Genomic DNA, 23,384 nt, shown 5'->3' with positions numbered 1-23,384 from the left:
GTGCGACTGTTCAGCCGATTGGCATTTCGCCCCCTACGCATAATAGCGCTGACTCTCTTATCCGCAGGTTTAAGACATAGTGAGCGATCTGTATACCGCCGAAGGCGTGATGGACAAAAATTCTCTCTGGCTGCGCTACGTCCCGTTAGTGCGCCACGAGGCGCTGCGCCTGCAGGTCAGGTTGCCCGCCAGCGTGGAGCTTGACGACTTGCTGCAGGCCGGGGGAATCGGGTTATTGAACGCCGTTGAGCGTTATGACGCCCTACAGGGAACCGCCTTTACCACCTATGCGGTGCAGCGCATTCGCGGCGCGATGCTCGACGAGCTACGCAGCCGCGACTGGGTGCCGCGCAGCGTGCGGCGCCACGCGCGCGAGGTCGCGCAGGTGATGCGGCAACTGGAACAGCGTTATGGCCGGCCGGCGAGCGAGACGGAAGTGGCGCAGACGCTGAATATCTCGCTGGATGAGTACCGTCAAATTCTGTTGGACACCAATAACAGCCAGCTTTTCTCTTACGACGAATGGCGCGAGGAGCATGGCGAAAACGCGGAACCGATGCTGGAAGGGCATGAAGAGGCCAACCCGCTGCATCACCTGTTGGAAGGCAGCCTGCGCCAGCGAGTGATCGACGCCATCGAGGCGTTGCCGGAGCGCGAAAAAATGGTGCTGACGCTGTATTACCAGGAAGAGTTGAATCTCAAAGAGATCGGCGCCGTGCTGGACGTCGGGGAATCCCGCGTCAGTCAACTGCACAGTCAGGCGATCAAACGGCTGCGTGCGCGGCTTGCGAACGATACCTGACGGCGGGCTGCCGCCCCCTCAACTCGATGACTCATGCGACAATCGGACTGCCCCTTATGCCAGGAATACTGTTGAAGAAACGGCCGCTTAGCCGTTACCTGAAAGATTACAAGCACAGCCAGACCCATTGCTCCCAGTGCGGTAAATTGTTGGACCGCATGGCGCTGGTGTTTCGCGGCAAGATAATCAATAAAGAAGCCATCGCGCGCATGGATCAGCCGATCGACGATGCGGTCTGGCAAAACGTGCAGCATGAGCTGACCGCGCTGTGCCGCTTTTGCAGCGAGATTTCCTGCAACAGCCACCCGAGCTATTTCGACATCATGGCGTTCAAGCAGTATCTGTTCGAACAGACCGAGATGAGCCACAGCACCATTCGCGAGTACGTGGTGCGGCTACGCCGGCTGGACGAAATGCTGGTGGCGCGTAATTACCCGGCGGACAAGTTCGCCAACTGCGCCAGCCATCAGCGCATTATCGACGATCTGCCTACCGCAGCGCACAACAACTACCGCATTGCGCTGCGCAAATACGATCAGTATCTCGCCTGGCAGCGCAGCTACTGAGATTTTCCCCGGCCGCTGGGCCGGGGTCTGCGGATCCCCCCGTGATAAAGGATGATTATTCAGTTCACATCTGCTAAATCTATCGGTTATCAGATGTTGATACTCGATTCCCTGGGGGGAAGTAGTGAACCTGCAACAACAACTGGCGCAATTTCCGCGTCTGGATCTGGTTGGCGTCGCCACGCCGCTGGAAAAACTGTCCCGTCTCTCCGATTATCTCGGCCGTGAAATCTACCTTAAACGTGACGATGTCACCCCTATGGCCATGGGCGGCAACAAGCTGAGAAAGCTTGAGTTTCTGGCTGCCGATGCGCTGAGGCAAGGCGCCGATACGCTGGTTACCGCCGGCGCCATTCAATCCAATCACGTGCGCCAGACGGCGGCGGTGGCGGCGAAACTGGGCCTGCACTGTGTCGCGCTGCTGGAAAACCCTATCGATACCCGCGCGGAAAACTACCTGACCAACGGCAACCGCCTGTTGCTCGGCTTGTTCAACGCCGAAGTGGTGATGTGCGAAGCGCTGCACGATCCGCAGCAGCAGCTGGCGGAGCTGGCGACGCGCCTCGAGGCGCAGGGCTTCCGGCCTTACGTGGTGCCGGTGGGCGGCTCCAATGCGCTGGGCGCGCTGGGATACGTGCAGTGCGCATTGGAAATCGCCGAACAGAGCCAACGCAGCAACGTGGCGTTCAGTTCGGTGGTGGTGGCGTCCGGCAGCGCAGGCACCCACGCCGGGCTGGCGGTGGGGCTGCAACAGCTGCTGCCCGAAACCGAGTTGATCGGCGTGACGGTCTCGCGCACCGTGATCGATCAGTTGCCGAAGGTGGAACAAATCCAGAAAGCCCTGGCCTGTTCGCTGAATATCGACGAACTGGCGCCGATCGCGCTGTGGGACGATTACTTCGCGCCGCAGTACGGCATGCCGAATGAAGAAGGCATGGCGGCGGTGCAGCTGCTGGCGCAGCAAGAGGGGGTATTGCTGGATCCGGTATATACCGGCAAAGCGATGGCCGGTTTGATCGACGGCATCGCCCAGCGGCGTTTCCGCGACGAAGGGCCCATCCTGTTCGTTCACACCGGCGGTGCGCCGGCGCTGTTCGCCTACCATCCGCAGGTGTAAATGCCGCTTGTTATTCCATTTTGAACTATATTTATAAAGTTATATTCCTTTATGCGGGCGGTCGCACTGTTAAAGTGCTGATATCAAAAAAGATAAATAACACACAGGGGTGTTTATGATGTTTGCGAAAGTTCGTCGTCAATGGTTGTTGGGCGTGGTGGGTATTGCGTTGGCCGCCGGTGTGACGACGCAAACCTACGCCGCCGATAACCTGCTGCAGCAGGTGAAACAGCGCGGCACGCTGATCGTTGGGCTGGAAGGCACCTATCCGCCGTTCAGCTTCCAGGGTGAAGACGGCAAATTGACCGGTTTCGAAGTGGATTTCGCCAACGCGCTGGCGCAACATCTGGGCGTGAAAGCCAAGCTGAACCCGACCAAGTGGGACGGCATGCTGGCGTCGCTGGAGTCAAAACGCATCGACGTGGTGATCAACCAGGTGACAATCTCCGATGAGCGCAAGAAGAAATATGACTTCTCCACCCCTTACACCGTTTCCGGCATTCAGGCGCTGGTGAAAAAGGGCAACGAAGGCACGATCACCAAGCCGGAAGACCTGAAGGGCAAGAAGGTCGGCGTTGGCCTGGGCACCAACTATGAGCAATGGCTGCGTGCGAACGTGCAGGGTGTAGACGTGCGCACTTACGACGATGATCCGACCAAGTATCAGGATCTGCGCGTCGGCCGTATCAACGCCATTCTGGTGGACCGCCTGGCGGCGCTGGATCTGGTGAAGAAAACCGGCGATACGCTGGCGGTGGCCGGCCCGGCATTCTCCCGCCAGGAGTCCGGCGTGGCGCTGCGCAAGAATAACCCAGAGCTGTTGGCCGCGATTGACCAGGCGATCGCCGAGATGCAAAAAGACGGCACGCTGGCGAAGATCTCCGAAAAATGGTTTGGCGCGGACGTAACTAAATAATGCACGAAAGTATTCAACTGGCGCTGGATTCAGCGCCATTTTTATTGAAGGGCGCAATACTGACGCTGCAGCTTAGCCTGGGCGGTATGGCGTTCGGCCTGTTGCTCGGTTTTCTGCTGGCGCTGATGCGCCTTTCGCCGCTTTGGCCGCTGTCGTGGCTGTCGCGCATTTACGTATCGCTGTTCCGCGGCACGCCGCTGATCGCCCAGCTGTTTATGATCTATTACGGTCTGCCGCAGTTCGGCGTTGAATTCGATCCCTTCCCGGCGGCGCTGATTGGCCTGTCGCTCAATACCGCCGCTTACACCTCAGAAACGCTGCGCGCGGCGATTTCGTCGATCGATAAAGGGCAGTGGGAAGCCGCCGCCAGCATCGGCATGACTCGTTGGCAAACCCTGCGCCGGGTGATCTTGCCGCAGGCGGCGCGCACCGCCTTGCCGCCGCTGGGCAACAGTTTTATCGGCCTGGTGAAAGACACTTCGCTGGCCGCCACCATTCAGGTGCCGGAACTGTTCCGCCAGGCGCAGCTGATCACCTCGCGCACGCTGGAAGTGTTCACCATGTACCTGGCGGCATCGCTGATTTACTGGGTGATGGCGACCCTGCTTTCCGCACTGCAAAACCGTCTGGAAGCCCACGTTAATCGCCAGGATCAGGAGTAGCGCATGAGTGCCATTGAAGTTAAGCAATTGACCAAGCAGTTCAAGGGTCAGACGGTGCTGCATGGGATCGATCTGGCGGTGGACGCCGGCGAAGTGGTGGCGATCATCGGGCCGAGCGGTTCCGGGAAAACCACCTTGTTGCGCTGCATCAACCTGCTGGAGGAGCCGGATTCCGGCACCATCCGCGTCGGCGATATCCGGATCGACGGCAGCAAGCCGCTGAGCAAACAGAAAAATCAGGTGCGGGCGCTGCGCCAGCAGGTCGGTTTCGTGTTCCAGAACTTCAACCTGTTTCCGCACCGTTCGGTGCTGGAAAACATCATTGAAGGGCCGGTTATCGTTAAAGGCGAGGCGAAAGCCAGCGCCGAACAGCGTGCTCGCGCGTTGCTGGCCAAAGTGGGCCTGAGCGGCAAAGAGGCGGCTTATCCGCGTCGGCTGTCCGGCGGGCAGCAGCAGCGGGTGGCTATCGCGCGCGCGCTGGCGATGCAGCCGGAGGTGATTTTGTTCGACGAGCCGACGTCGGCGCTCGATCCCGAGCTGGTGGGGGAAGTGCTCAATACCATGCGCTCACTGGCGGAAGAGAAACGCACCATGGTGATCGTCACCCATGAGATGAGCTTCGCTCGCGACGTGGCCGATCGGGTTATCTTTATGGATCACGGCCGCATCGTCGAACAGGGCCCGGCCAAAGCGCTGTTCGCCAATCCGCAGCATCAGCGCACCCAGCAATTCCTCGACAAGTTCCGGAATCAATAAGGCGTCGGGGGCGTTTCCCCCGACCGCATTCACTCCGCTTTCAACCATTCGTTTCGCGCGGCGGCGGCGAGAAATCCGCTGCGGCTGCCGTATCCTGGATTATTACCGAACCCGAAAGTCAATGCGTCTCGTAGCGCTCTGACGCGCTTTCAAACAGAATAATCCGTCTATGTTGTTATCGTCCATGAGCGACGCCCCACTCTGTAAGGATAACAAGGCGCTAACGGCCGATCGGCCTGCGGACAATAAAAAACCCTGCACGAGTGCAGGGTTTGCGTAGCGGTAAGCCCATCAGGCTGCAACGCGTGCAGCCTTGAGGATGCGTTAACCGATGGTCATCAGGCTGGCGTTACCGCCGGCGGCGGCGGTGTTGACGCTCAGGGAACGTTCGATCAGCAGGCGTTCCAACAGGATGTTGGTTTCACCGTGGGCGAAGCCCTGCACCGAGACGATGGCGCCGCCGCGCTGGGCGATCTGCTCGCACAGGGTGCGCAGCTGGTCGGCATCGCCGTGGTAGATGGCGGCGTCGAACTCGACCTTGTCCTGCTGCCAGTCTTTGCTGAAGGCGATGCGCGCCTGCACATCGTTCGGCAAGCGGCGGAACAGATTGCGTTGCAGTTCCGCTTCCGGCCACAGCGCGCAGCTGCCAACCGCCAGCACGGCGGCCAGCTGGATCAGCGCGTCGGTTTCGTTATCCGCCAGGCACAGCACGCGTTCACGCGGCAGCAGGGCATAGGTGTTGCGCTCGCCGGTCGGGCCCGGCAGCGGACGTACGGTGCCGCCCTGGCCCAGTTCCGCATAACGTTGCGCCAATGCCGCCAGTTCGCCTTGTTGGCTGGTGACCGCCCACTTCTCCAGCGATTGCAGCGCGCCCAGCAGCTGCGGCCGCGCGGTGGCTTCCATCGGGCGCTCTTCGTCCTGGCGGTGCAGCGTACGTTGCAGCGCGTCGTCCGGACGGTTGGCCAGCAGACGGTACAGGTACAGCGGGCCGCCGGCTTTCGGGCCGGTGCCCGACAGGCCTTCGCCGCCGAACGGCTGTACGCCGACCACGGCGCCAACCATATTGCGGTTGACATACAGGTTGCCGACCTTGGCGCGTTCGGTCACCCGGGCGATGGTTTCATCGATGCGGGTGTGAATGCCGAGCGTCAGGCCATAACCGGCGGCGTTGATCTGATCGACCAGCGCGTCCAGGTTGTTGCGCTGGAAGCGCACCACGTGCAGCACCGGGCCAAAGATCTCTTTTTGCAGCTCGTCGAAGCTGTCGAGTTCGATCAGCGTCGGTTTGATGAAGGTGCCGCGCGCCCACTCTTTCTCATCCTGCGCGTTGCCTTTGGCGGCCTGGTACACCTTGCGGCCTTTGGTGCGCATTGCCTGGATGTGGCGTTCGATGCCGGTTTTGGCTTCGGCGTCGATCACCGGGCCCACGTCGGTGGACAGGCGCTCCGGATTACCCATGCGGCATTCGGCCATCGCGCCGCGCAGCATTTGCAGCGTGTGCTCGGCCACGTCTTCCTGAATGCACAGGATACGCAGCGCGGAGCAGCGCTGGCCGGCGCTGTCGAAGGCGGAGGCCACCACGTCGGTCACCACCTGTTCGGTCAGGGCGGAGGAGTCGACGATCATGGCGTTCAGGCCGCCGGTTTCGGCGATCAGCGGCGTCGGACGGCCTTGTGGATCCAGGCGACCGGCGATGCTGCGCTGCAGAATGCCGGCGACGTCGGTGGAGCCGGTGAACATCACGCCGCGCACGCGGGCGTCGTTGACCAGCGTCGAGCCGACGGTTTCACCCTGGCCCGGCAGCAGCTGCAGCACGCCTTGCGGAATGCCGGCTTCCAGCAGGATGCGCACCGCCTGCGCGGCCACCAGCGGCGTTTGCTCCGCCGGTTTGGCCAGCACGCTGTTGCCCGCCGCCAGCGCGGCGGCGATTTGGCCGGTGAAGATCGCCAGCGGGAAGTTCCACGGGCTGATGCAGACCACCGGGCCCAGCGGGCGGTGGCTGTCGTTGGCGAAATCGTCGCGCACCTGGCCGGCGTAGTAGTGCAGGAAGTCGACCGCTTCACGCACTTCGGCGATGGCGTTGTTGAAGGTTTTACCCGCTTCGCGCACCAGAATGCCCAGCAGGCTTTGCAGCTGGCTTTCCATCAGCTCGGCGGCGCGTTCGAGGATCGCGGCGCGCTCCGAAGGCGGTGTCGCGAACCAGATTGGGCCGGCGGCCGCGGCGGCGTCGAGCGCGCGGCTGACTTCGCCTTCGGTGGCTTCACGCACGTAGCCGACCACATCGCCCGGCTCGGCCGGGTTGATCACCGGCTGCTCCACACCCTGATCCAACTCGGCGTCGATGATCGGTTCCGCACGCCATGGATGGCTGGCGCTGGTGAGCAGGGCGCTGGACAGCGAAGCCAGACGCTGTTCGTTGGACAGGTCCAGACCGCTGGAGTTGGTGCGCTTCTCGCCGTACAGCTCGCGCGGCAGCGGGATGCGCGGATGCGGCAGGCCAAGTTGTCCTTCGCTGGCCGCCAGCGCTTCCACGGCGCTGACCGGATCGGCCACCAGCTCGTCGAGCGGCAGGGTGGCGTCGGCGATGCGGTTGACGAACGAGGTGTTGGCGCCGTTTTCCAGCAGGCGGCGCACCAGGTAAGCCAGCAGCGTTTCATGAGTGCCGACCGGCGCGTAGATGCGGCAAGGGCGGTTCAGTTTTCCGTCGGCCACTTTGCCCACCACCTGTTCGTACAGCGGTTCACCCATGCCGTGCAGGCACTGGAACTCATACTGGCCAGGGTAGTAGTTATTGCCGGCCAGGTGGTAAATAGCGCTCAGCGTATGGGCGTTGTGGGTCGCGAACTGCGGATAGATCAGGTTCGGCACCGACAGCAGCTTGCGGGCGCAGGCCAGGTAGGAAACGTCGGTGTACACCTTGCGGGTGTAAACCGGGTAGCCTTCCAGACCGTCCATCTGGGCGCGTTTGATTTCGCTGTCCCAGTAGGCGCCTTTCACCAGACGGATCATCAGGCGACGGCGGCTGCGTTGCGCCATGTCGATCACTGCGTCGATGGCGAACGGACAGCGTTTCTGGTAGGCCTGAATCACGAAGCCGATGCCGTTCCAGCCGGCCAACTGCGGCTCGAAGCACAGCTTCTCCAGCAGATCGAGCGAGATCTCCAGACGGTCGGCCTCTTCGGCGTCGATATTGATGCCGATATCGTACTGACGCGCTTGCAGGGTCAGCGACAGCAGGCGCGGGTAAAGCTCTTCCATGACGCGTTCGTACTGCGCGCGGCTGTAGCGCGGGTGCAGGGCGGACAGCTTGATGGAGATGCCGGGGCCTTCATAGATGCCGCGGCCGTTGGAGGCCTTGCCGATGGCGTGGATCGCCTGCTGGTAGGAAACCAGGTAGGCCTGGGCGTCGGCTTCGGTCAGGGCGGCTTCGCCCAGCATGTCGTAGGAGTAGCGGAAGCCTTTTTCTTCCAGCTTGCGCGCGTTGGCCAGCGCTTCGGCGATGGTTTCGCCGGTCACGAACTGTTCGCCCATCAGGCGCATCGCCATGTCCACACCTTTGCGGATCAGCGGCTCGCCGCTCTTGCTGATAATGCGGTTCAGCGAGCGGGACAGATTGGCTTCGTTATGGGTCGACACCAGCTTGCCGGTGAACAGCAGGCCCCAGGTAGCGGCGTTGACGAACAGCGACGGGCTGCGCCCCAGGTGCGAGTGCCAGTTGCCGTTGCTGATCTTGTCGCGGATCAGGGCATCGCGGGTCGGTTTGTCCGGAATGCGCAGTAGCGCTTCCGCCAGGCACATTAACGCCACGCCTTCCTGCGAGGAGAGGGAGAACTCTTGCAGCAGGCCTTGCACCATGCCGGCGCGGCCGTTTGCACTTTTTTGGTTACGCAATTTCTCGGCGATGCCATAGGCCATTTTATGAGTAGCCTGTGCAAGATCGGCGGGTAATCGCGCCTGTTCGAGCAACATCGGCACCGCTTCGGTCTCTGGGCGGCGATAGGCGGCGGTGATGGCGGCGCGAGTCACCGACTGCGGCAGAATTTGTTCGGCGAAATCGAGGAATGGCTGGTGTGACTCTTCCTGCGCTTGCGGCATAATGTCGTCCGCTTCAGGCTGACCCGCTGCGGCCAGCGCTGGAATTTCAGGAATATCGGTACCGCTCTCGAGACGCTCGAGGTAATTAAAGATGGCCTGCTTGATGAGCCAGTGCGGCGTGCGATCGATACGCTGCGCGGCGCTCTTGATCCGGTCGCGTGTGGCCTCGTCGAGTTTCACGCCCATTGTGGTAGTGCCCATGCCTATCCAACTCCTGTGTTTAGAACCTATCCCATCAGGCTAGACAAACAGCAGGCCGGAAAGCCTGTTGGGATAGGTTCGTGAGATGTGTGGTGTCAAGAATGCAGACAATATCCTGCATGTTGCAACTTTGTGCAACCTTGTTAAATCAGGCGGATGAGCGAAGTGTGAGTTTCATCGATTTTTTAACACGGGCAGTTGGCATGAATGTTGCGTTATTGAGCGAACGCGGCGGGGTTTATTACGCCGAAGGCGCTTTACCTTGCGGTATATAAGGGTAATAGCAGGGTGCAACTCATTTTGCTTGTCGTGAGTGCAACCTTTGAGCCTGGTAAATGTGACGCAGGGTAAACTTTGTGTAACTTTGTTGTTAAATATCTTGTTGGTTGATGAAAGGCTCATCTAGGATAACCAACGGTCAACAATTACGGGCAGAAACTATTTTACCTGCACTTGCTCGCAGGCTGCGCCACGTTCCGGCGCGGCGGCCAGTGAAATGCATTGCGCGTGGGTTTACCGGCGCCGGCTTGGCCGGAGCGAAACGCGAATAATAATGAAAGTGGAGAATTAAATGACAATGAGCATACCTATGCTGGTGACCTTCCTGGTATACATTTTCGGGATGGTGCTGATCGGCCTGCTTGCCTACCGGGCAACCAATAACTTTGATGACTATATTCTCGGCGGCCGCAGTCTGGGCAGCGTGGTGACCGCGCTGTCCGCCGGCGCTTCCGACATGAGCGGCTGGCTGCTGATGGGCCTGCCGGGCGCCATCTTCCTCTCCGGCATCTCCGAAAGCTGGATCGCCATCGGCCTGACCATCGGCGCTTACCTGAACTGGAAGCTGGTGGCAGGAAGGCTGCGTGTGCATACCGAAGCCAACAACAACGCCCTGACGCTGCCGGATTATTTCACCAGCCGTTTTGAAGACAACAGCAAGCTGCTGCGGGTGATCTCGGCCATCGTCATCCTGGTGTTCTTCACCATTTACTGCGCCTCCGGCATCGTGGCCGGCGCGCGTCTGTTCGAAAGTACCTTCGGCATGAGCTACGAAACCGCCCTGTGGGCCGGCGCCGCGGCGACCATTCTGTATACCTTCATCGGCGGTTTCCTGGCGGTGAGCTGGACCGACACCGTGCAGGCCAGCCTGATGATTTTCGCGCTGATCCTGACCCCGGTGATCGTGATCTTCGCCGTCGGCGGCATCGATACCTCGATGCTGGTGATCCAGGCGCAGAACCCGGCCAACCTCGACATGCTGAAGGGGCTGAACTTCGTCGCCATCCTGTCGCTGCTGGGTTGGGGCCTGGGCTACTTCGGCCAGCCGCACATCCTGGCGCGTTTCATGGCGGCGGATTCTCACCGCACCATCCGCAGCGCGCGCCGCATCAGCATGACCTGGATGATCCTGTGCCTGGCCGGCACCATCGCCGTCGGTTTCTTCGGTATCGCTTACTTTGCCAATAACCCGGATCAGGCCGGCAACGTGTCGCAAAACGGCGAGCGCGTGTTCATCGAACTGGCGATGCTGCTGTTCAACCCATGGGTGGCGGGCGTGCTGCTGTCGGCGATTTTGGCGGCGGTTATGAGTACCCTGAGCTGCCAGCTGCTGGTCTGTTCCAGCGCAATCACCGAAGACCTGTACAAAGCGTTCCTGCGCAAAGGCGCCAGCCAGCGTGAACTGGTGTGGGTCGGCCGCGTCATGGTGCTGGTGGTGGCGTTGGTCGCCATCGCGCTGGCGGCCAACCCGGAGAACCGTGTGCTGGGCCTGGTGAGCTACGCCTGGGCCGGTTTCGGCGCCGCCTTCGGCCCGGTTGTGCTGATCTCGGTGATGTGGTCGCGCATGACCCGCAACGGCGCGCTGGCCGGCATGTTGGTCGGCGCGGTGACGGTGATCGTCTGGAAACAGTACGAATGGCTGGGCCTGTACGAAATCATCCCGGGCTTCATCCTGGGCTGTCTGGCCATTGTGGTGGTGAGCCTGATGGGCCGCCAGCCGTCTTCCACCATGACCGAACGTTTCGATCAGGCGGAAGCCGAGTACAAAACGGTATAACTGACGATAAATAACGAGGGGCGCCCACGGCGCCCCTTTTTTTGACCAAGCCGCAGGCATTACCCTTTAAAGAAAGTCACCATGCGTCTTAATGGTGAGGTCATCTTCCAGGATGTCGAGTTGCGCAGCTCATCGATTTCTCGTTTCAATCCCGCTACCTCACCAGACACAATGTCATTGTGTTTGATGAGTTCACCCTTCAGGTCGGCGATAATGTCGCTATTGGTGTACTTGAAACAATCGACCATATGACAAATGAACTTATTGTATTCGTCCTGCACCTGATTGGCATTGGCTGGAGGATGATTAATCAGTTCGATGATACAGTTATAGTAGCCGTTGATATGTTCATCGCCTTTCTTTTGCGTCATTACTGAGCCATGCCGCACGCGGCGTAAATAGAATTTTTCATTGACACAATGAACGGTAATATCATTTTCAAGCAGAAGGCGCGTAGTGAATATGTTGTCTTCATGTACGATGCCATTTTTGAACTGGATGTTTTTTAAAGCTTTTCTGCTGGATATGTAAAGGCAAGGACTGACGATGTAATTGCCGAGATTAACAGCTTGCTGAAAAAAATGCGTACCGGAGCAGGTGAAATTACTCAATAAACCGTTTCTTTCATACTTTGGGTTGAATCTCTCAGCCAGTTTTTCATCGGCGAAGAAGACGGAAGACTCAAAGAAGACGACGTCACTTTGGGTATCCTTTAATATGTCAGTCAAACGATCCAAGGCATTGTCGGCGAGCTTGTCATCGCTATCCACAAAGATCACATAATCGCCTGATGCAGCGGCAAGCCCCGTGTTTCGGGCCGCCGATTGGCCTTGGTTTTCGGTATGGATCACTTTAATGCATGGTACATCGAAGCTATCCAGTATCGTGCCGGTTTTGTCGGTTGAACCATCGTTGATCAAGATGATTTCAATTTTCTCATGATCGTTTTGCAGTAAGGATCTAACGCATTCACCAATGTATTTTTCCGTGTTAAATGCCGGAACGATGGCAGATATCTTCATTTTCACTCCATTTTACTCGCTGCAGGCTCGCCTCATGCCGGTTAACCAGGTTCTGACGGCAGGATTAAATCGTTTCCATGTCGATCATGATAAGTTTGCTGCCACACCGTTTCTGTGTTGCTCATAAGGAACAGAGCCGGCATATCCCTCAGGTTTACCGTGTCAGGGCGGGGTATTCCACTCACTGCAGTATATCATGGCTCTTCATGAACGTTCTGCGCTCTCCGCCTTGTAACACCTGGCGACATTTGATTAGAAAAAATCACGCTTGCGCCTCTTGTATTTCTTTTTGGCAGAATGATAATCACTCTCGTTGTATTTTACGTTTCTTTACATACTCGCCGCGGCTCATTGCGAGCCGGTTTTCTCTGCCGCCGCGGTCTTTTCAGGGGTGATTATCTATGTTCGTTCCCTTTCTTATCATGTTCCGTGAGGGGTTGGAGGCCGCGCTGATCGTCAGCCTGATCGCCAGCTACCTGAAGCGCACGCAGCGCAGCCAATGGCTGGGCGCGGTGTGGATCGGCGTGATTGTCGCGGCGGCGCTGTGTCTGGCGCTCGGCATCTTCATCAACGAGACCACCGGCGAGTTCCCGCAGAAACAGCAAGAGCTGTTCGAAGGTATCGTGGCGGTGGTGGCGGTGCTGATCCTCACCTATATGGTGTTCTGGATGCGCAAAGTCTCCCGGTCGGTCAAGGTGCATCTGGAAGGGGCGATCGATCAGGCGCTCAGCGCCGGTAAAGGGCAGGGTTGGGCGCTGGTGGCGATGGTATTCTTCGCCGTGGCGCGTGAAGGGCTGGAGTCGGTGTTCTTCCTGCTGGCGGCGTTTCAGCAAGACGTGGGCGCCGCGGCGCCGATCGGTGCGGTGCTCGGCCTGGTCGCCGCCATCGTGCTGGGTATGATGATTTACTGGGGCGGGGTGAAGCTGCACCTGGCCAAATTCTTCAAATGGACCAGCCTGTTCATTCTGTTCGTCGCCGCCGGGCTGGCCGCCGGGGCGATCCGCGCCTTCCACGAAGCCGGTCTGTGGAACCACTTCCAGGACATCGCCTTCGATTTCAGCAGCATCCTGTCGACACATTCGCTGTTCGGCACCCTGCTGGAAGGCATCCTCGGTTATCAGGAAGCGCCGACGGTCAGCGAAGTGGCGGTCTACTTCCTGTATTTGATCCCGGCGCTGATTTTCTTCTTTCTGCCGCAGCGTGCGGAGCCGGCAGCGGCCCCGGCGCAACGTAAAATCAATCATTAATGTTTAATAGGGAATCTCGTATGTCTACTCCGTTATTTCGCCGCAAGGCGTTGCACGCAGCATTACTGGCTATCCCGGCGTTTGCGCTGAGCATCGACGCCTTGGCGGCGGAGGTGCCGCAGGTCAAGGTTACGGTTAACGACAAGCAGTGCGAACCGATGCAACTGACGGTGCCGGCCGGCAAAACGCAGTTTGTGGTGCACAATACCAGCCAGAAAAACGTCGAATGGGAAATCCTGAAAGGGGTGATGGTGGTGGAAGAGCGTGAGAACATCGCGCCGGGCTTTACTCAGAAAATGACCGCCACGCTGGAAGCGGGCGAATATGACATGACCTGCGGGCTGCTCAGCAACCCGAAAGGCAAACTGACTGTCACCGCAGCGGCCAACGGCGCCACCGACGGCAAGCCGAACGCGCTGGACTTGGTTGGCCCGATCGCCGAATACAAGGTTTACGTCACCAAAGAAGTCGACGGGTTGGTGAAACAGACCAAGCTGTTCACCGATGCGGTGAAGGCCGGCAACGTGGATCAAGCGCGCAAGCTGTATGCGCCGACCCGCCAGCACTATGAGCGCATCGAGCCGATCGCCGAGCTGTTCTCCGATCTGGACGGCAGCATCGACGCCCGCGAAGACGACTACGAGAAGAAATCGGCGGATCCGAACTTCACCGGCTTCCACCGTCTGGAGAAGGCGCTGTTTGCCGACAACTCCACCAAAGACATGGGCGCCTACGCCGACCGCCTTTACCACGATACCGTAGAGCTGCAAAAACGCGTGAGTGAACTGACCTTCCCACCGAGCAAAGTGGTGGGCGGCGCAGCCGGGCTGATCGAAGAGGTGGCGGCCAGCAAGATCAGCGGTGAAGAAGACCGCTACAGCCGCACCGATTTGTGGGACTTCCAGGCCAACGTCGACGGCGCACAGAAGATAGTCAACCTGCTGCGTCCTTTGCTGGTCAAGGCCAATAAGCCGCTGCTGGACAAGATCGACGCCAACTTCAAAACCGTGGACACCATCTTGGCGAAGTACCAAACCAAAGAGGGCTATGAGTCCTATGAGAAGTTGACCGATGCCGATCGCAATGCGTTGAAAGGGCCGATCACCACGCTGGCGGAAGATCTTTCCCAACTGCGCGGCGTATTGGGTCTGGACTGAGGCATACGGTTATGAGCAACAAGGCAGGCCCGAACAACGGGCCGCATTCGCAATCCCAGGGGGCGGCATCGCCTTCGCGGCGCCGTTTGCTGCAAGGGTTGGGACTGGGCGCGCTGGCGCTGGGCGGCAACCGCCTGGCGCAGGCGGCGGGCAACGCGGCGGAGCCGTTGGCGACGCCGCAGGATGAGCGCTGGCAGAAACAGCCGTTTTATGGCCGCCATCAGGCCGGCGTGCTGACGCCGCAACAGGCGGCGATGATGCTGGTGGCGTTCGATGTGCTGGCGACCGACAAAGCGGGGCTGGAGCGCCTGTTCCGGCTGCTGACCGATCGCATTGCCTTCCTGACCCACGGCGGCAAGGCGCCCGAGGTGGACGCCAAGCTGCCGCCACTCGATTCCGGCATCATGGGGCCGGAGATTTACCCGGACAATCTGACCATCACCGTCTCGGTTGGCGCATCGCTGTTCGACGAACGCTTTGGTCTGCAGGCACATAAACCGCTGCGGTTGCAGAAGATGACGCGCTTCCCCAACGATGCGTTGGACGCCGCGCTTTGCCACGGCGACCTGCTGCTGCAGATCTGCGCCAACACCAACGAAACCGCTCTCCACGCGCTGCGCGACATCATTAAGCACTCGCCGGATCTGCTCAGCGTGCGCTGGAAGCGGGAAGGGTTCATCTCCGCGCACGCGGCGCGCAGCAAAGGCAAAGAGACGCCGATCAACCTGTTGGGTTTCAAAGACGGCACCGCCAACCCGAAAACCGACGACAAACCGCTGATGGATAAAGTGGTGTGGGTCGGCGACAACGTCGGTGAACCGGCGTGGACGGCGGGTGGCAGCTATCAGGCGGCGCGTATTATTCGTTTCCGCGTCGAGTTTTGGGATCGCACGCCGCTGCAGGAGCAGGAAACCATTTTTGGCCGCGAGAAGCACAGCGGCGCGCCGCTGGGCATGAAGCATGAACATGACGAGCCGAATTACGCGAACGATCCCGACGGTAAAGTGATCCCGATGGACGCGCACATTCGCTTGGCTAACCCACGCACGCCGGACAGCCAAAGCAATCTGATGCTGCGACGTGGCTACAGCTATTCGCTGGGGGTATCCAATGCCGGTCAGCTCGAAATGGGGCTGCTGTTCGTCTGCTATCAGGCCGATCTGGAGAAAGGTTTCCTGACGGTGCAAAAAAGGCTGAACGGCGAAGCGCTGGAGGAATACATCAAGCCGATTGGCGGCGGGTATTTCTTCGTGCTGCCGGGCGTGAAAGAGCGCGGCGATTATTTGGCCAGCGGCCTGCTCAAGGCCTGAACCCGGAATGCCGAGGCGGGCTCGCCTGCCTCGTTTTACTTTGTGTTGCCTGCCGTACGGAAGATTGAGCGTCGAAAGTCAATTCGACACTTGGCCTATGGATTAAAAAGTACGCACCGCCCGCGTTTTGCGTTGTGTAAAATTTAATCAGGAAACCAAAGTGTCATTCGCGGATTTTAATTGTAATCTATTGAAATTTATATATTAAAAAATTTTATGGAATGACGTGTCGCGCGTGATATAGTGTTTTAGCGATAACTAAAAACAAAACATATAAAATTTTTTTACATTTTAGTAACGCGACAGGATTGAATGTCATTATACTGTAATCATCTGGCGGTAGTTTTCACACGGTGCACAGCTTGAAGCTGTAAATATCACTGCGGGGATCGCTAATGGTAAAGTCCTTGGTTGGGCTGGAAAGAAAAAATAACACATCTCCCCTGATTTCTCGTTGTAACGAGGGTTCTCTCTCCGACTCTCTTTTACCGGCAACTCCGCACTCTTATCGCTACCGAATCTCACCACTTTTTACCCCACGTTTATTGATGCAGTCCGCGTTGTCCCGTGAAGAAACGGCGCTTAAGCGTTGCCGTCAATTCACATTGTCCCTTGGCTCTGATTGGCTCGGAGGAGGCCAAAACCTAATACGTGTGTGAAACATAATCGCGCGGCCCGGCCGTTGCGGTAGGTGAAACAAACTGTAAGGTGCCACTATGGGTAGACAGAAAGCAGTGATCAAAGCACGTCGTGAAGCGAAACGCGTTATTCGTCGTGACGCTCGTAGTCATCGCCAGCTGGAAGAAGAGTCTGTGACCTCGCTGGTGCAAATGGGGGGAGTCGAGTCTATCGGTATGGCGCGAGACAAGCGCGATAGCTCACCCATCGAGGCTAGAACCGAAGCTCAGGGTCATTACTTATCAGCCATAGAGAATAAGCAGCTGATCTTCGCCACCGGCGAAGCCGGCTGTGGCAAAACATTCATCAGCGCCGCCAAAGCGGCGGAGGCGCTGATCCATAAAGAGGTGGATCGGATTATCGTTACCCGTCCTGTTTTGCAGGCGGATGAAGACCTCGGTTTCTTGCCGGGGGATATCTCCGAGAAGTTCGCGCCTTATTTCCGCCCGGTGTATGACATTCTGGTACGTCGTTTAGGATCTTCCTTTATGCAGTACTGCCTGCGCCCGGAAATCGGCAAGGTAGAGATTGCGCCGTTCGCTTATATGCGCGGACGCACCTTTGAAAATGCGGTCGTTATCCTGGATGAAGCCCAGAACGTAACCGCCAGCCAGATGAAAATGTTCCTGACCCGCCTGGGGGAAAACGTGACGGTTATCGTTAACGGCGACGTGACCCAGTGCGACTTGCCGCGCGGCGTGAAATCCGGTCTCAGCGATGCCCTGGAGCGCTTCGAAGAGGATGAGATGATCGGCGTTATCCGCTTTGAAAAACAGGACTGCGTGCGTTCCGCTTTGTGCCAACGCACGCTCAACGCTTACAGTTAACCTATCCGCTAATGGAAAGGCCGCTTCGGCGGCCTTTTTTATCGCCCCCTCTTTTTCATCTCGTTTAGCCTTTGTGTAAATTATTGTGGCTTTTTGTATAGATTTTCGTTGAGTTAGCGTTAATGATTAATGGGTTCCAGATTGGCGCGCAGTTTGCGTGCGCCGCCAAAAGGACATTTTCTGGGGTGTGCGCCGCACGGCGCATTGAGTGTGGGTTCCTTGCTGCGATTCAAACATGAAATATATCATTCTGATTTTGCTTATTTTATGCGTCGTCTATGTGCATTACCGCGGACGGGTGCGCTATAACGTTTGGCGGCAGCTGTCTGACCATTCCACCTTTACCGCACCGTTGAACGTCTTCATGTATCTGTTTTCTCGTGTGCCGACTACGCCGTACCTGAAGCCGGAGCAGTTCCCTGAGCTGGCGGTACTGCGGGAGAACTGGGAAACCATCCGCGACGAAGGACAGAAGCTGATGGAGATTCAGCAGATCAAAGCGTCCGATCAATTCAACGACGCCGGTTTCAACTCGTTCTTCAAGACCGGTTGGAAGCGCTTCTACCTGAAATGGTATGAAGACAGCCATCCTTCCGCCATGACCCTGTGCCCGCAGACCACGGAACTGCTGCGCAGCCTGCCTTCGGTCAAGGCGGCGATGTTCGCCGAACTGCCGGACGGCAGCCGTTTGCCGCGCCACCGCGATCCTTACGCCGGTTCGCTGCGCTATCACCTGGGGTTGATTACCCCCAACGATGACCGCTGCTTCATTGAGGTGGACGGTGAGCGCTACAGCTGGCGCGACGGTGAAGGGGTGATGTTCGATGAAACCTATCTGCACTACGCGGAAAACCAGAGCGGGCAGAACCGTCTGATCCTGTTTTGCGACATCGAACGGCCGATGCGTTACCGCTGGGCGCAGGCGGTGAATCACTGGCTGGGGCGCAACCTGATGAGCGCCGCCACGGCGCCGAATGAAGAGGGTGATCGCACCGGCGGCGTCAACAAGATGTTCAAATACATCTATGCGATACGCCGGGTGGGGAAACGCCTGAAGGCCTGGAACCGCACCGGTTATTACATCATCAAGTGGATTTTGTTCGGGGGGATCGCCGCGGCGATATTCTTCTCGGTATAGCGAAGGCAGGGGCGCACAGAGTGCGCCCCTTTTTGATCAGGCGAAGATAGTCATCATGTAGGCGGCGAACAGCGCCAGGTGGGCGGTGCCGTTCAGCACGTTGGTGCGGCCGGTCGAGAACGACAGCTGGCACAGCAGCAGCACCGTCAACATCACCACGATATGCGGCGTTTGCAGGCCGAAGATCAGCGTCTGCCCGGTCAGAGTAGCGATGATGGTCACCGCCGGCACCGTCAGGGAGATGGTCGCCAGCACCGAACCGAAGAACAGGTTCATGGCGCGTTGCACCTGATTGTTCAACACGGCGCGCAGCGCGCCCAGGCCTTCCGGCGACAGGATCAACAGCGCCACCAGGAAACCGGTGAACTGCGCCGGTGCATTCATCTTGGTCAGCAGGCCTTCCAGCGGGTTGGCGTTGAACTTGGTGACGGCGATAACCGCGATCAGGTGCACGATGAGCCAGGCGGCGTGCCAGGCGCTGCTGTGCGAAGAGGGCTTGCCGTGGTGCGGGTCGCCATCGTCGTCTTCATGCTCGTACACGAACAGGCTCTGGTGGGTTTTGGTCTGGATCACCAGGAACACGCCATACATGGCGGCGGAGATCAACGCCACCAGCAGCGCTTGCCCGGTGCTGAAGTTGCCGCCTGGCAGCGCGCTCGGGAACACCAGCACGATCACCGCCAGCGGGAAAATCGCCATCAGATACTGTTTGATGCCGCCCAGGTTGACGTACTGGGTGGCGAACTTGCGCCCGCCGAGCAGCAGCGCAAAGCCGACCAGGCCGGCGGAAACGATCATGATGATGGAGTACAGCGTGTCGCGCATCAGCGCTGGCGCGGCGTCGCCGGTGGCCATCAGCGCGGAAATCAGGCTGACTTCGAGGATCACGACGGACAAACTGAGGATCAGCGAGCCGTAGGGTTCGCCCAATCGGTGAGCCAGCACGTCGGCGTGGCGCACCACGCTGAAGGCGCTGCTGAGGATCCCCACCAGCGCGAGAATATTGATGCCGACGATCAGCGGAAAGTTATCGGTGCTGCCCCATAGATTTAACACCACCAGCGCGGCGATAGGGAAGATCAGCGAGTATTCGGTGTGGCGAGATTTGGTGGATCGGCCAGGATCGTGTTGCGACTTCATGAGGGTGGCACTCCTTCTCAAACAGCGTAGCCCGTCAGCGCCGGTCGCCGTAATACGGCAACGTTGCGTTTCCAGTAGGTATTTTATATTAGGATACACCCGCGGCGCCGGTGTGATGTTGTTTTATCTGAGAAAGCAATTGCTTGCTTATGTGATCAGGGTAGCAAAAAAACCGCACGGGGTGCGGTTTTATTTACTTACTTTTACGCAATAACGCCAATTTTTAGCGTTAGATTTGAGAAAAGTCGTGTTTACTTGTTTAGCTCGTGGTTAATCAAGGAAAATGAGACCGTCAGTCGTCAATATTATCCATGATTTCATGCCGTTTATTGTGGTAACCCTCTTCATTTAGCCCCTCACGCCAGTAAGGCACAGCATAAAGACGATTACGATCGCATTGACGTTCGCGACGCAGGTAGCGGCGCAGCTCAACCACCAGGCGATCTTCACCGGCGAGCCAGAAGTGGGTTTCGCCCTGCGGCAGGGACTGCGCGCGGAACCGAGCGACCAACTCGTCGGTCTTCTCCGTGCCGCCGACGACCCAATTGACCTCAACGTCGGCGGGTTTCTTCAGGTCAATGACGTCAGCGTTGCTGTCGACGCGGACGAAAGCGCGTCCGGCACTGTGTGGCGGCAGGTTTTCCAGCAGTGCGGCCAGCGCAGGCAGTGAGGAAGGATCGCCCGCCAGGCAGTAGAAGTCGGCGGCCGGCAGCATCGGCTTGGGGCCGCCCGGGTTGCTGATGCCGATTTTATCACCGGCTTTCGCCTGGCGTGCAAAGTCCACCGCCGGGCCCTGATGGTCATGAATGGCGAACTCGATGTCCACTTCCGCCAGTTCCGGGCGCACGGCGCGGATGGAATAGGTACGCACGATCGGGCGCACGGCGTCCGCAGCCCAACGCGGGCCGTTTTCGGTCAGCGTCGGCAGGTCCGGCTGCGTCTGGCCGGCGAGCGGCAAAAAGACTTTGATGTGTGCAGCGGCGGCATTGGCCGGGTAGTAACGCAGATCGGGAGCGGTAAAGGTAATGCGGCGCAGGTGCGGCGTAATGTCCTGTACGCGGCTGACGGCGATCAGGTAGGGGGCGCGTGAGCGAGGGGCTTCGGTAGTCACGGGATTCTCCTTATAGTTCGTTTGGCGGTGAGTATAACATGTCGTTTGATAATGAGAATTGTTTGCTAATTGAGACGAAACCGCATGTGGGCTAGGCTTAAGGTTCACTCATCCTGAAAGGGGAGGCCATATGCCCTACCACAGCACGAACGACTTGCCGGACAACGTTAAGCATGTGCTGCCGGAACATGCGCAGGCGATCTATAAAGAAGCGTTCAACAGCGCCTGGCAACAATACCGGGATCCCGATGAGCGGCGCGGTGACGACAGCCGGGAAGAGACGGCGCATAAGGTGGCCTGGGCGGCGGTCAAGCAAAGCTATCGCAAGGGCGACGACGAACGCTGGCATAAAAAGTAACGAATTATCACGCAGTAAAATCGCGCAGACATTATGTGGAGCCCGGCAATTAATATTATTGCTGCTCAGTACAAATACTTTTTCACTTTAACGCCGCTTTGTAACTTGATTGCACGTCAGGAAAAGAATAAGGTCATTCTTATAAGGCGCGGTGATTGAATTAATAAAAATCCGCAGCCGAAAATAAAACATCAAAGGTTCAGCAGTGGCGAGGGAAGGCGAGAAATCGTATTCCCGGGAGGTAATATCAGTGTTAACGCGAGATTTTCTGCAAAAAGCGGATTGCAAAACTGCATTCGGCGCTATTGAGGAGTCGTTGTTGCTGACGCCTGAACAGCGTGCAGCCTCGTTGGATTGCACCTTATCGCGCCGGCCGGATCACAGCCCCGTATGGATATTCGGTTACGGTTCGCTGATGTGGAACCCGGTTTTCGAATCGGAAGAAGTGCGGCCGGCCACGCTGCAGGGCTGGCACCGGGCGTTCTGCATGCGCTTGACCGCCGGGCGCGGCACGCTGCATCAGCCGGGGCGCATGCTGGCGTTAAAAGCCGGCGGCCACACCACGGGGCTGGCGTTTCGTTTGCCGGAAAGCAAGCTGCGTGAAGAGTTGGAGCTGCTTTGGAAACGCGAAATGGTGACCGATTGTTACGTGCCCACCTGGTGCGAGCTGCAGTTGGATGGCGGCGAGAAGGTTACTGCGTTGGTGTTCGTGATGAACCCGCAGCATCCGCTGTTTGAAGAAGACACCAGCTACCAGGTGATCGCGCCATTGATCGCCAGCGCCAGCGGCCCGCTGGGCACCAACGCGCAATATCTGTTTGCGCTGGATAACGAGTTAAAGCACCACGGCATGCAGGATGATTGCATCGGCGATCTGGTGCGCTGTGTACAGCAGTGGCTGCAGCAGAACCGCACCGGCGGCATCGGCAGCGAGGCCACCGCCTGAGGCTGCTGCGGGAATACGAACGGTGAGGGGCTCAGCATGCTGAGCCCTTTTTTATATCTAATGCCTATATTTAATAACTTTAATTTGCACAGCGATTTAAGGCATGTTTTTATTGTGGTTATCTATCCCGTTATTTTTAAAGTCATTAGCTGTTTTTTGTCAGTTTCCCACCCCACCTGCGAAGCAGAATGACCGACTTAGTATTAAATTGCATAAGTAAAGGTTATTTCTTATTTGTTCAGACTCGTCGGACTCCGTATCAATATGGCTAACGCTACTGGAAGAAACAGGGAGACGGGGATGAACTTTCAACAATTAAAAATTATTCGTGAATCGGCGCGCTGCAACTACAACCTGACTGAGGTCGCCAATACGTTATTTACCTCGCAGTCCGGCGTCAGTCGGCATATTCGCGAGCTGGAAGAAGAGCTGGGCATTGAAATATTCATTCGCCGCGGCAAACGGCTGCTGGGCATGACCGAACCCGGCAAAGAGCTGCTGGTGGTGGCGGAGCGCATTCTCAACGACGCCAACAACATCCGTCGCCTGGCGGACGTTTTCAGCAGCAACGACTCGGGGCAGCTGCATATCGCAACGACGCACACTCAGGCGCGTTACAGTCTGCCGGGGGTAATCAAAGAGTTTCGCGCGCTTTATCCGCGGGTGCGGGTGGTGCTCAATCAGGGCAGCCCTGAGGAGATCGTCTCGATGTTGGCCGCCGGAGAAGCCGATATCGGCATCGCCAGCGAACGGCTGATGAGTGACGAATCGCTGGCGGCGTTCCCTTACTACCGCTGGCATCACACCATCCTGGTGCCGGAAGGGCACGAGTTGACGCGTCAGCCGCAGGTGACGCTGGAGATGCTCAGCACCTTGCCGCTGATCACTTACCGCCAGGGCATTACCGGGCGCGCGAAGCTGGATGCGGCGTTCAAAGCGGCGGGCCTGACTCCGGACATCGCGCTCAGCGCGCAGGACTCCGACGTGATTAAAACCTACGTCGAGTTGGGGTTAGGCGTGGGCGTGCTGGCGGACATGTCGTATGAAAAAGAGCGCGATCGCGGCTTGGTCAGTCTCAACGCCGAGCATTTGTTTGAGCCTAATACGGTATGGCTGGGCCTGAAACGCAGCCAGCTGCAGCGCAACTATGCCTGGCGCTTTATCCAGCTGTGCAATCCGACGCTGTCGCTGACCGAAATCAAGGACAAGGTCTTCTCGTCGCAGCTGGACGCGGTGATTGATTACCAGATTTAACAGCGCGTCATTGCCCTGCCGGACC

Annotated in this window: 19 protein-coding genes; 15 read left to right on the top strand and 4 right to left on the bottom strand. The window is 58.3% G+C overall.

The features are described from left to right. Positions 1-79: 79 nt before the first annotated feature. The 6 genes from ACSBQV_RS06110 (at position 80) to tcyN (ending at position 4,819) form a co-directional block, all read left to right on the top strand. The gene (locus ACSBQV_RS06110) at positions 80-802 is read left to right on the top strand and encodes an RNA polymerase sigma factor FliA (RefSeq protein ID WP_004934752.1); all 723 of its coding nucleotides are present in this window, start codon (positions 80-82) and stop codon (positions 800-802) included. Positions 803-858: 56 nt separating this feature from the next. Next, positions 859-1,368: a flagella biosynthesis regulatory protein FliZ gene (gene fliZ, locus ACSBQV_RS06105; protein WP_033643501.1), complete on the top strand. Its 510-nt coding sequence runs from the start codon at positions 859-861 to the stop codon at positions 1,366-1,368. A 124-nt stretch (positions 1,369-1,492) separates the two neighbouring features. Continuing rightward, a complete protein-coding gene (locus ACSBQV_RS06100; protein WP_004934750.1) occupies positions 1,493-2,485 on the top strand; it encodes a D-cysteine desulfhydrase in 993 nt (330 codons plus the stop codon). A 115-nt stretch (positions 2,486-2,600) separates the two neighbouring features. After that, positions 2,601-3,401 carry a cystine ABC transporter substrate-binding protein gene (gene tcyJ / locus ACSBQV_RS06095; protein ID WP_033650878.1) on the top strand — a complete coding sequence of 267 codons (801 nt, stop codon included), beginning with the start codon at positions 2,601-2,603 and terminating at the stop codon, positions 3,399-3,401. Beyond that, a complete protein-coding gene (gene tcyL / locus ACSBQV_RS06090) occupies positions 3,401-4,063 on the top strand; it encodes a cystine ABC transporter permease (RefSeq protein ID WP_033643498.1) in 663 nt (220 codons plus the stop codon). The genes tcyJ and tcyL overlap by 1 nt, the downstream gene beginning before the upstream one ends. 3 nt (positions 4,064-4,066) lie before the next feature. Further along, positions 4,067-4,819, top strand: coding sequence for an L-cystine ABC transporter ATP-binding protein TcyN (gene tcyN / locus ACSBQV_RS06085; RefSeq protein ID WP_033643496.1), 753 nt, complete (start codon positions 4,067-4,069; stop codon positions 4,817-4,819). A 324-nt stretch (positions 4,820-5,143) separates the two neighbouring features. Here the strand turns inward: tcyN and putA are convergent, their stop codons facing one another. Further along, the gene (putA, locus tag ACSBQV_RS06080; protein ID WP_099785998.1) at positions 5,144-9,115 is read right to left on the bottom strand and encodes a trifunctional transcriptional regulator/proline dehydrogenase/L-glutamate gamma-semialdehyde dehydrogenase; all 3,972 of its coding nucleotides are present in this window, start codon (positions 9,113-9,115) and stop codon (positions 5,144-5,146) included. 571 nt (positions 9,116-9,686) lie between these two features. Here putA and putP point away from each other — a divergent pair. Continuing rightward, a complete protein-coding gene (gene putP / locus ACSBQV_RS06075; RefSeq protein WP_434991426.1) occupies positions 9,687-11,171 on the top strand; it encodes a sodium/proline symporter PutP in 1,485 nt (494 codons plus the stop codon). Positions 11,172-11,230: 59 nt separating this feature from the next. Here the strand turns inward: putP and ACSBQV_RS06070 are convergent, their stop codons facing one another. Then, a complete protein-coding gene (locus tag ACSBQV_RS06070; RefSeq protein ID WP_099785996.1) occupies positions 11,231-12,193 on the bottom strand; it encodes a glycosyltransferase family 2 protein in 963 nt (320 codons plus the stop codon). Positions 12,194-12,594: 401 nt separating this feature from the next. On the opposite strand from ACSBQV_RS06070, the gene efeU reads away from it, so the two are divergent. From efeU to lpxO, 5 genes are all read left to right on the top strand, one after another. Next, positions 12,595-13,440 carry an iron uptake transporter permease EfeU gene (gene efeU, locus ACSBQV_RS06065; RefSeq protein WP_099785994.1) on the top strand — a complete coding sequence of 282 codons (846 nt, stop codon included), beginning with the start codon at positions 12,595-12,597 and terminating at the stop codon, positions 13,438-13,440. A 20-nt stretch (positions 13,441-13,460) separates the two neighbouring features. Next, entirely contained in the window at positions 13,461-14,597 is a 1,137-nt protein-coding gene (gene efeO, locus ACSBQV_RS06060) for an iron uptake system protein EfeO (protein ID WP_099785992.1), read from the top strand. A gap of 11 nt (positions 14,598-14,608) precedes the next feature. Continuing rightward, a complete protein-coding gene (gene efeB / locus ACSBQV_RS06055) occupies positions 14,609-15,907 on the top strand; it encodes an iron uptake transporter deferrochelatase/peroxidase subunit (protein WP_099785990.1) in 1,299 nt (432 codons plus the stop codon). Between the two features lie 716 nt (positions 15,908-16,623). Beyond that, the gene (gene phoH / locus ACSBQV_RS06050) at positions 16,624-17,412 is read left to right on the top strand and encodes a phosphate starvation-inducible protein PhoH (RefSeq protein ID WP_015378226.1); all 789 of its coding nucleotides are present in this window, start codon (positions 16,624-16,626) and stop codon (positions 17,410-17,412) included. 235 nt (positions 17,413-17,647) lie between these two features. Further along, a complete protein-coding gene (gene lpxO / locus ACSBQV_RS06045; RefSeq protein ID WP_025303230.1) occupies positions 17,648-18,550 on the top strand; it encodes a lipid A hydroxylase LpxO in 903 nt (300 codons plus the stop codon). 36 nt (positions 18,551-18,586) lie between these two features. On the opposite strand, the gene chaA is transcribed toward lpxO, so the two are convergent. Next, on the bottom strand, positions 18,587-19,690 hold the full coding sequence (gene chaA / locus ACSBQV_RS06040; RefSeq protein ID WP_025303229.1) for a sodium-potassium/proton antiporter ChaA: 1,104 nt from the start codon (positions 19,688-19,690) through the stop codon (positions 18,587-18,589). A gap of 292 nt (positions 19,691-19,982) precedes the next feature. Next, positions 19,983-20,801, bottom strand: a complete 819-nt coding sequence (locus ACSBQV_RS06035; RefSeq protein ID WP_099785986.1) for a siderophore-interacting protein — start codon at positions 20,799-20,801, stop codon at positions 19,983-19,985. 130 nt (positions 20,802-20,931) lie between these two features. Here ACSBQV_RS06035 and chaB point away from each other — a divergent pair, with 130 nt between their 5' ends. The 3 genes from chaB (at position 20,932) to cbl (ending at position 23,359) form a co-directional block, all read left to right on the top strand. Beyond that, positions 20,932-21,159: a putative cation transport regulator ChaB gene (chaB, locus tag ACSBQV_RS06030; protein ID WP_033643458.1), complete on the top strand. Its 228-nt coding sequence runs from the start codon at positions 20,932-20,934 to the stop codon at positions 21,157-21,159. Between the two features lie 250 nt (positions 21,160-21,409). Further along, on the top strand, positions 21,410-22,105 hold the full coding sequence (locus ACSBQV_RS06025; RefSeq protein WP_033643457.1) for a gamma-glutamylcyclotransferase: 696 nt from the start codon (positions 21,410-21,412) through the stop codon (positions 22,103-22,105). A 300-nt stretch (positions 22,106-22,405) separates the two neighbouring features. Next, positions 22,406-23,359, top strand: a complete 954-nt coding sequence (gene cbl / locus ACSBQV_RS06020; RefSeq protein WP_033634950.1) for an HTH-type transcriptional regulator Cbl — start codon at positions 22,406-22,408, stop codon at positions 23,357-23,359. Positions 23,360-23,384: the final 25 nt, after the last annotated feature.

Source organism: Serratia sp. B501 (assembly GCF_051172315.1).
GTDB lineage: Bacteria > Pseudomonadota > Gammaproteobacteria > Enterobacterales > Enterobacteriaceae > Serratia > Serratia ureilytica.
Note: the sequence above shows the minus strand (reverse complement) of the source record. Positions and strands in the feature narration are given on the sequence as shown.

Coding starts and splice junctions, on each gene's coding strand:
- fliZ (WP_033643501.1), top strand. CDS start 859: ATGCCAGGAATACTGTTGAAGAAACGGCCGCTTAGCCGTTACCTGAAA.
- tcyJ (WP_033650878.1), top strand. CDS start 2,601: ATGATGTTTGCGAAAGTTCGTCGTCAATGGTTGTTGGGCGTGGTGGGT.
- tcyL (WP_033643498.1), top strand. CDS start 3,401: ATGCACGAAAGTATTCAACTGGCGCTGGATTCAGCGCCATTTTTATTG.
- tcyN (WP_033643496.1), top strand. CDS start 4,067: ATGAGTGCCATTGAAGTTAAGCAATTGACCAAGCAGTTCAAGGGTCAG.
- putA (WP_099785998.1), bottom strand. CDS start 9,115: ATGGGCACTACCACAATGGGCGTGAAACTCGACGAGGCCACACGCGAC.
- putP (WP_434991426.1), top strand. CDS start 9,687: ATGACAATGAGCATACCTATGCTGGTGACCTTCCTGGTATACATTTTC.
- ACSBQV_RS06070 (WP_099785996.1), bottom strand. CDS start 12,193: ATGAAGATATCTGCCATCGTTCCGGCATTTAACACGGAAAAATACATT.
- efeU (WP_099785994.1), top strand. CDS start 12,595: ATGTTCGTTCCCTTTCTTATCATGTTCCGTGAGGGGTTGGAGGCCGCG.
- efeO (WP_099785992.1), top strand. CDS start 13,461: ATGTCTACTCCGTTATTTCGCCGCAAGGCGTTGCACGCAGCATTACTG.
- efeB (WP_099785990.1), top strand. CDS start 14,609: ATGAGCAACAAGGCAGGCCCGAACAACGGGCCGCATTCGCAATCCCAG.
- phoH (WP_015378226.1), top strand. CDS start 16,624: ATGGGTAGACAGAAAGCAGTGATCAAAGCACGTCGTGAAGCGAAACGC.
- lpxO (WP_025303230.1), top strand. CDS start 17,648: ATGAAATATATCATTCTGATTTTGCTTATTTTATGCGTCGTCTATGTG.
- chaA (WP_025303229.1), bottom strand. CDS start 19,690: ATGAAGTCGCAACACGATCCTGGCCGATCCACCAAATCTCGCCACACC.
- chaB (WP_033643458.1), top strand. CDS start 20,932: ATGCCCTACCACAGCACGAACGACTTGCCGGACAACGTTAAGCATGTG.
- cbl (WP_033634950.1), top strand. CDS start 22,406: ATGAACTTTCAACAATTAAAAATTATTCGTGAATCGGCGCGCTGCAAC.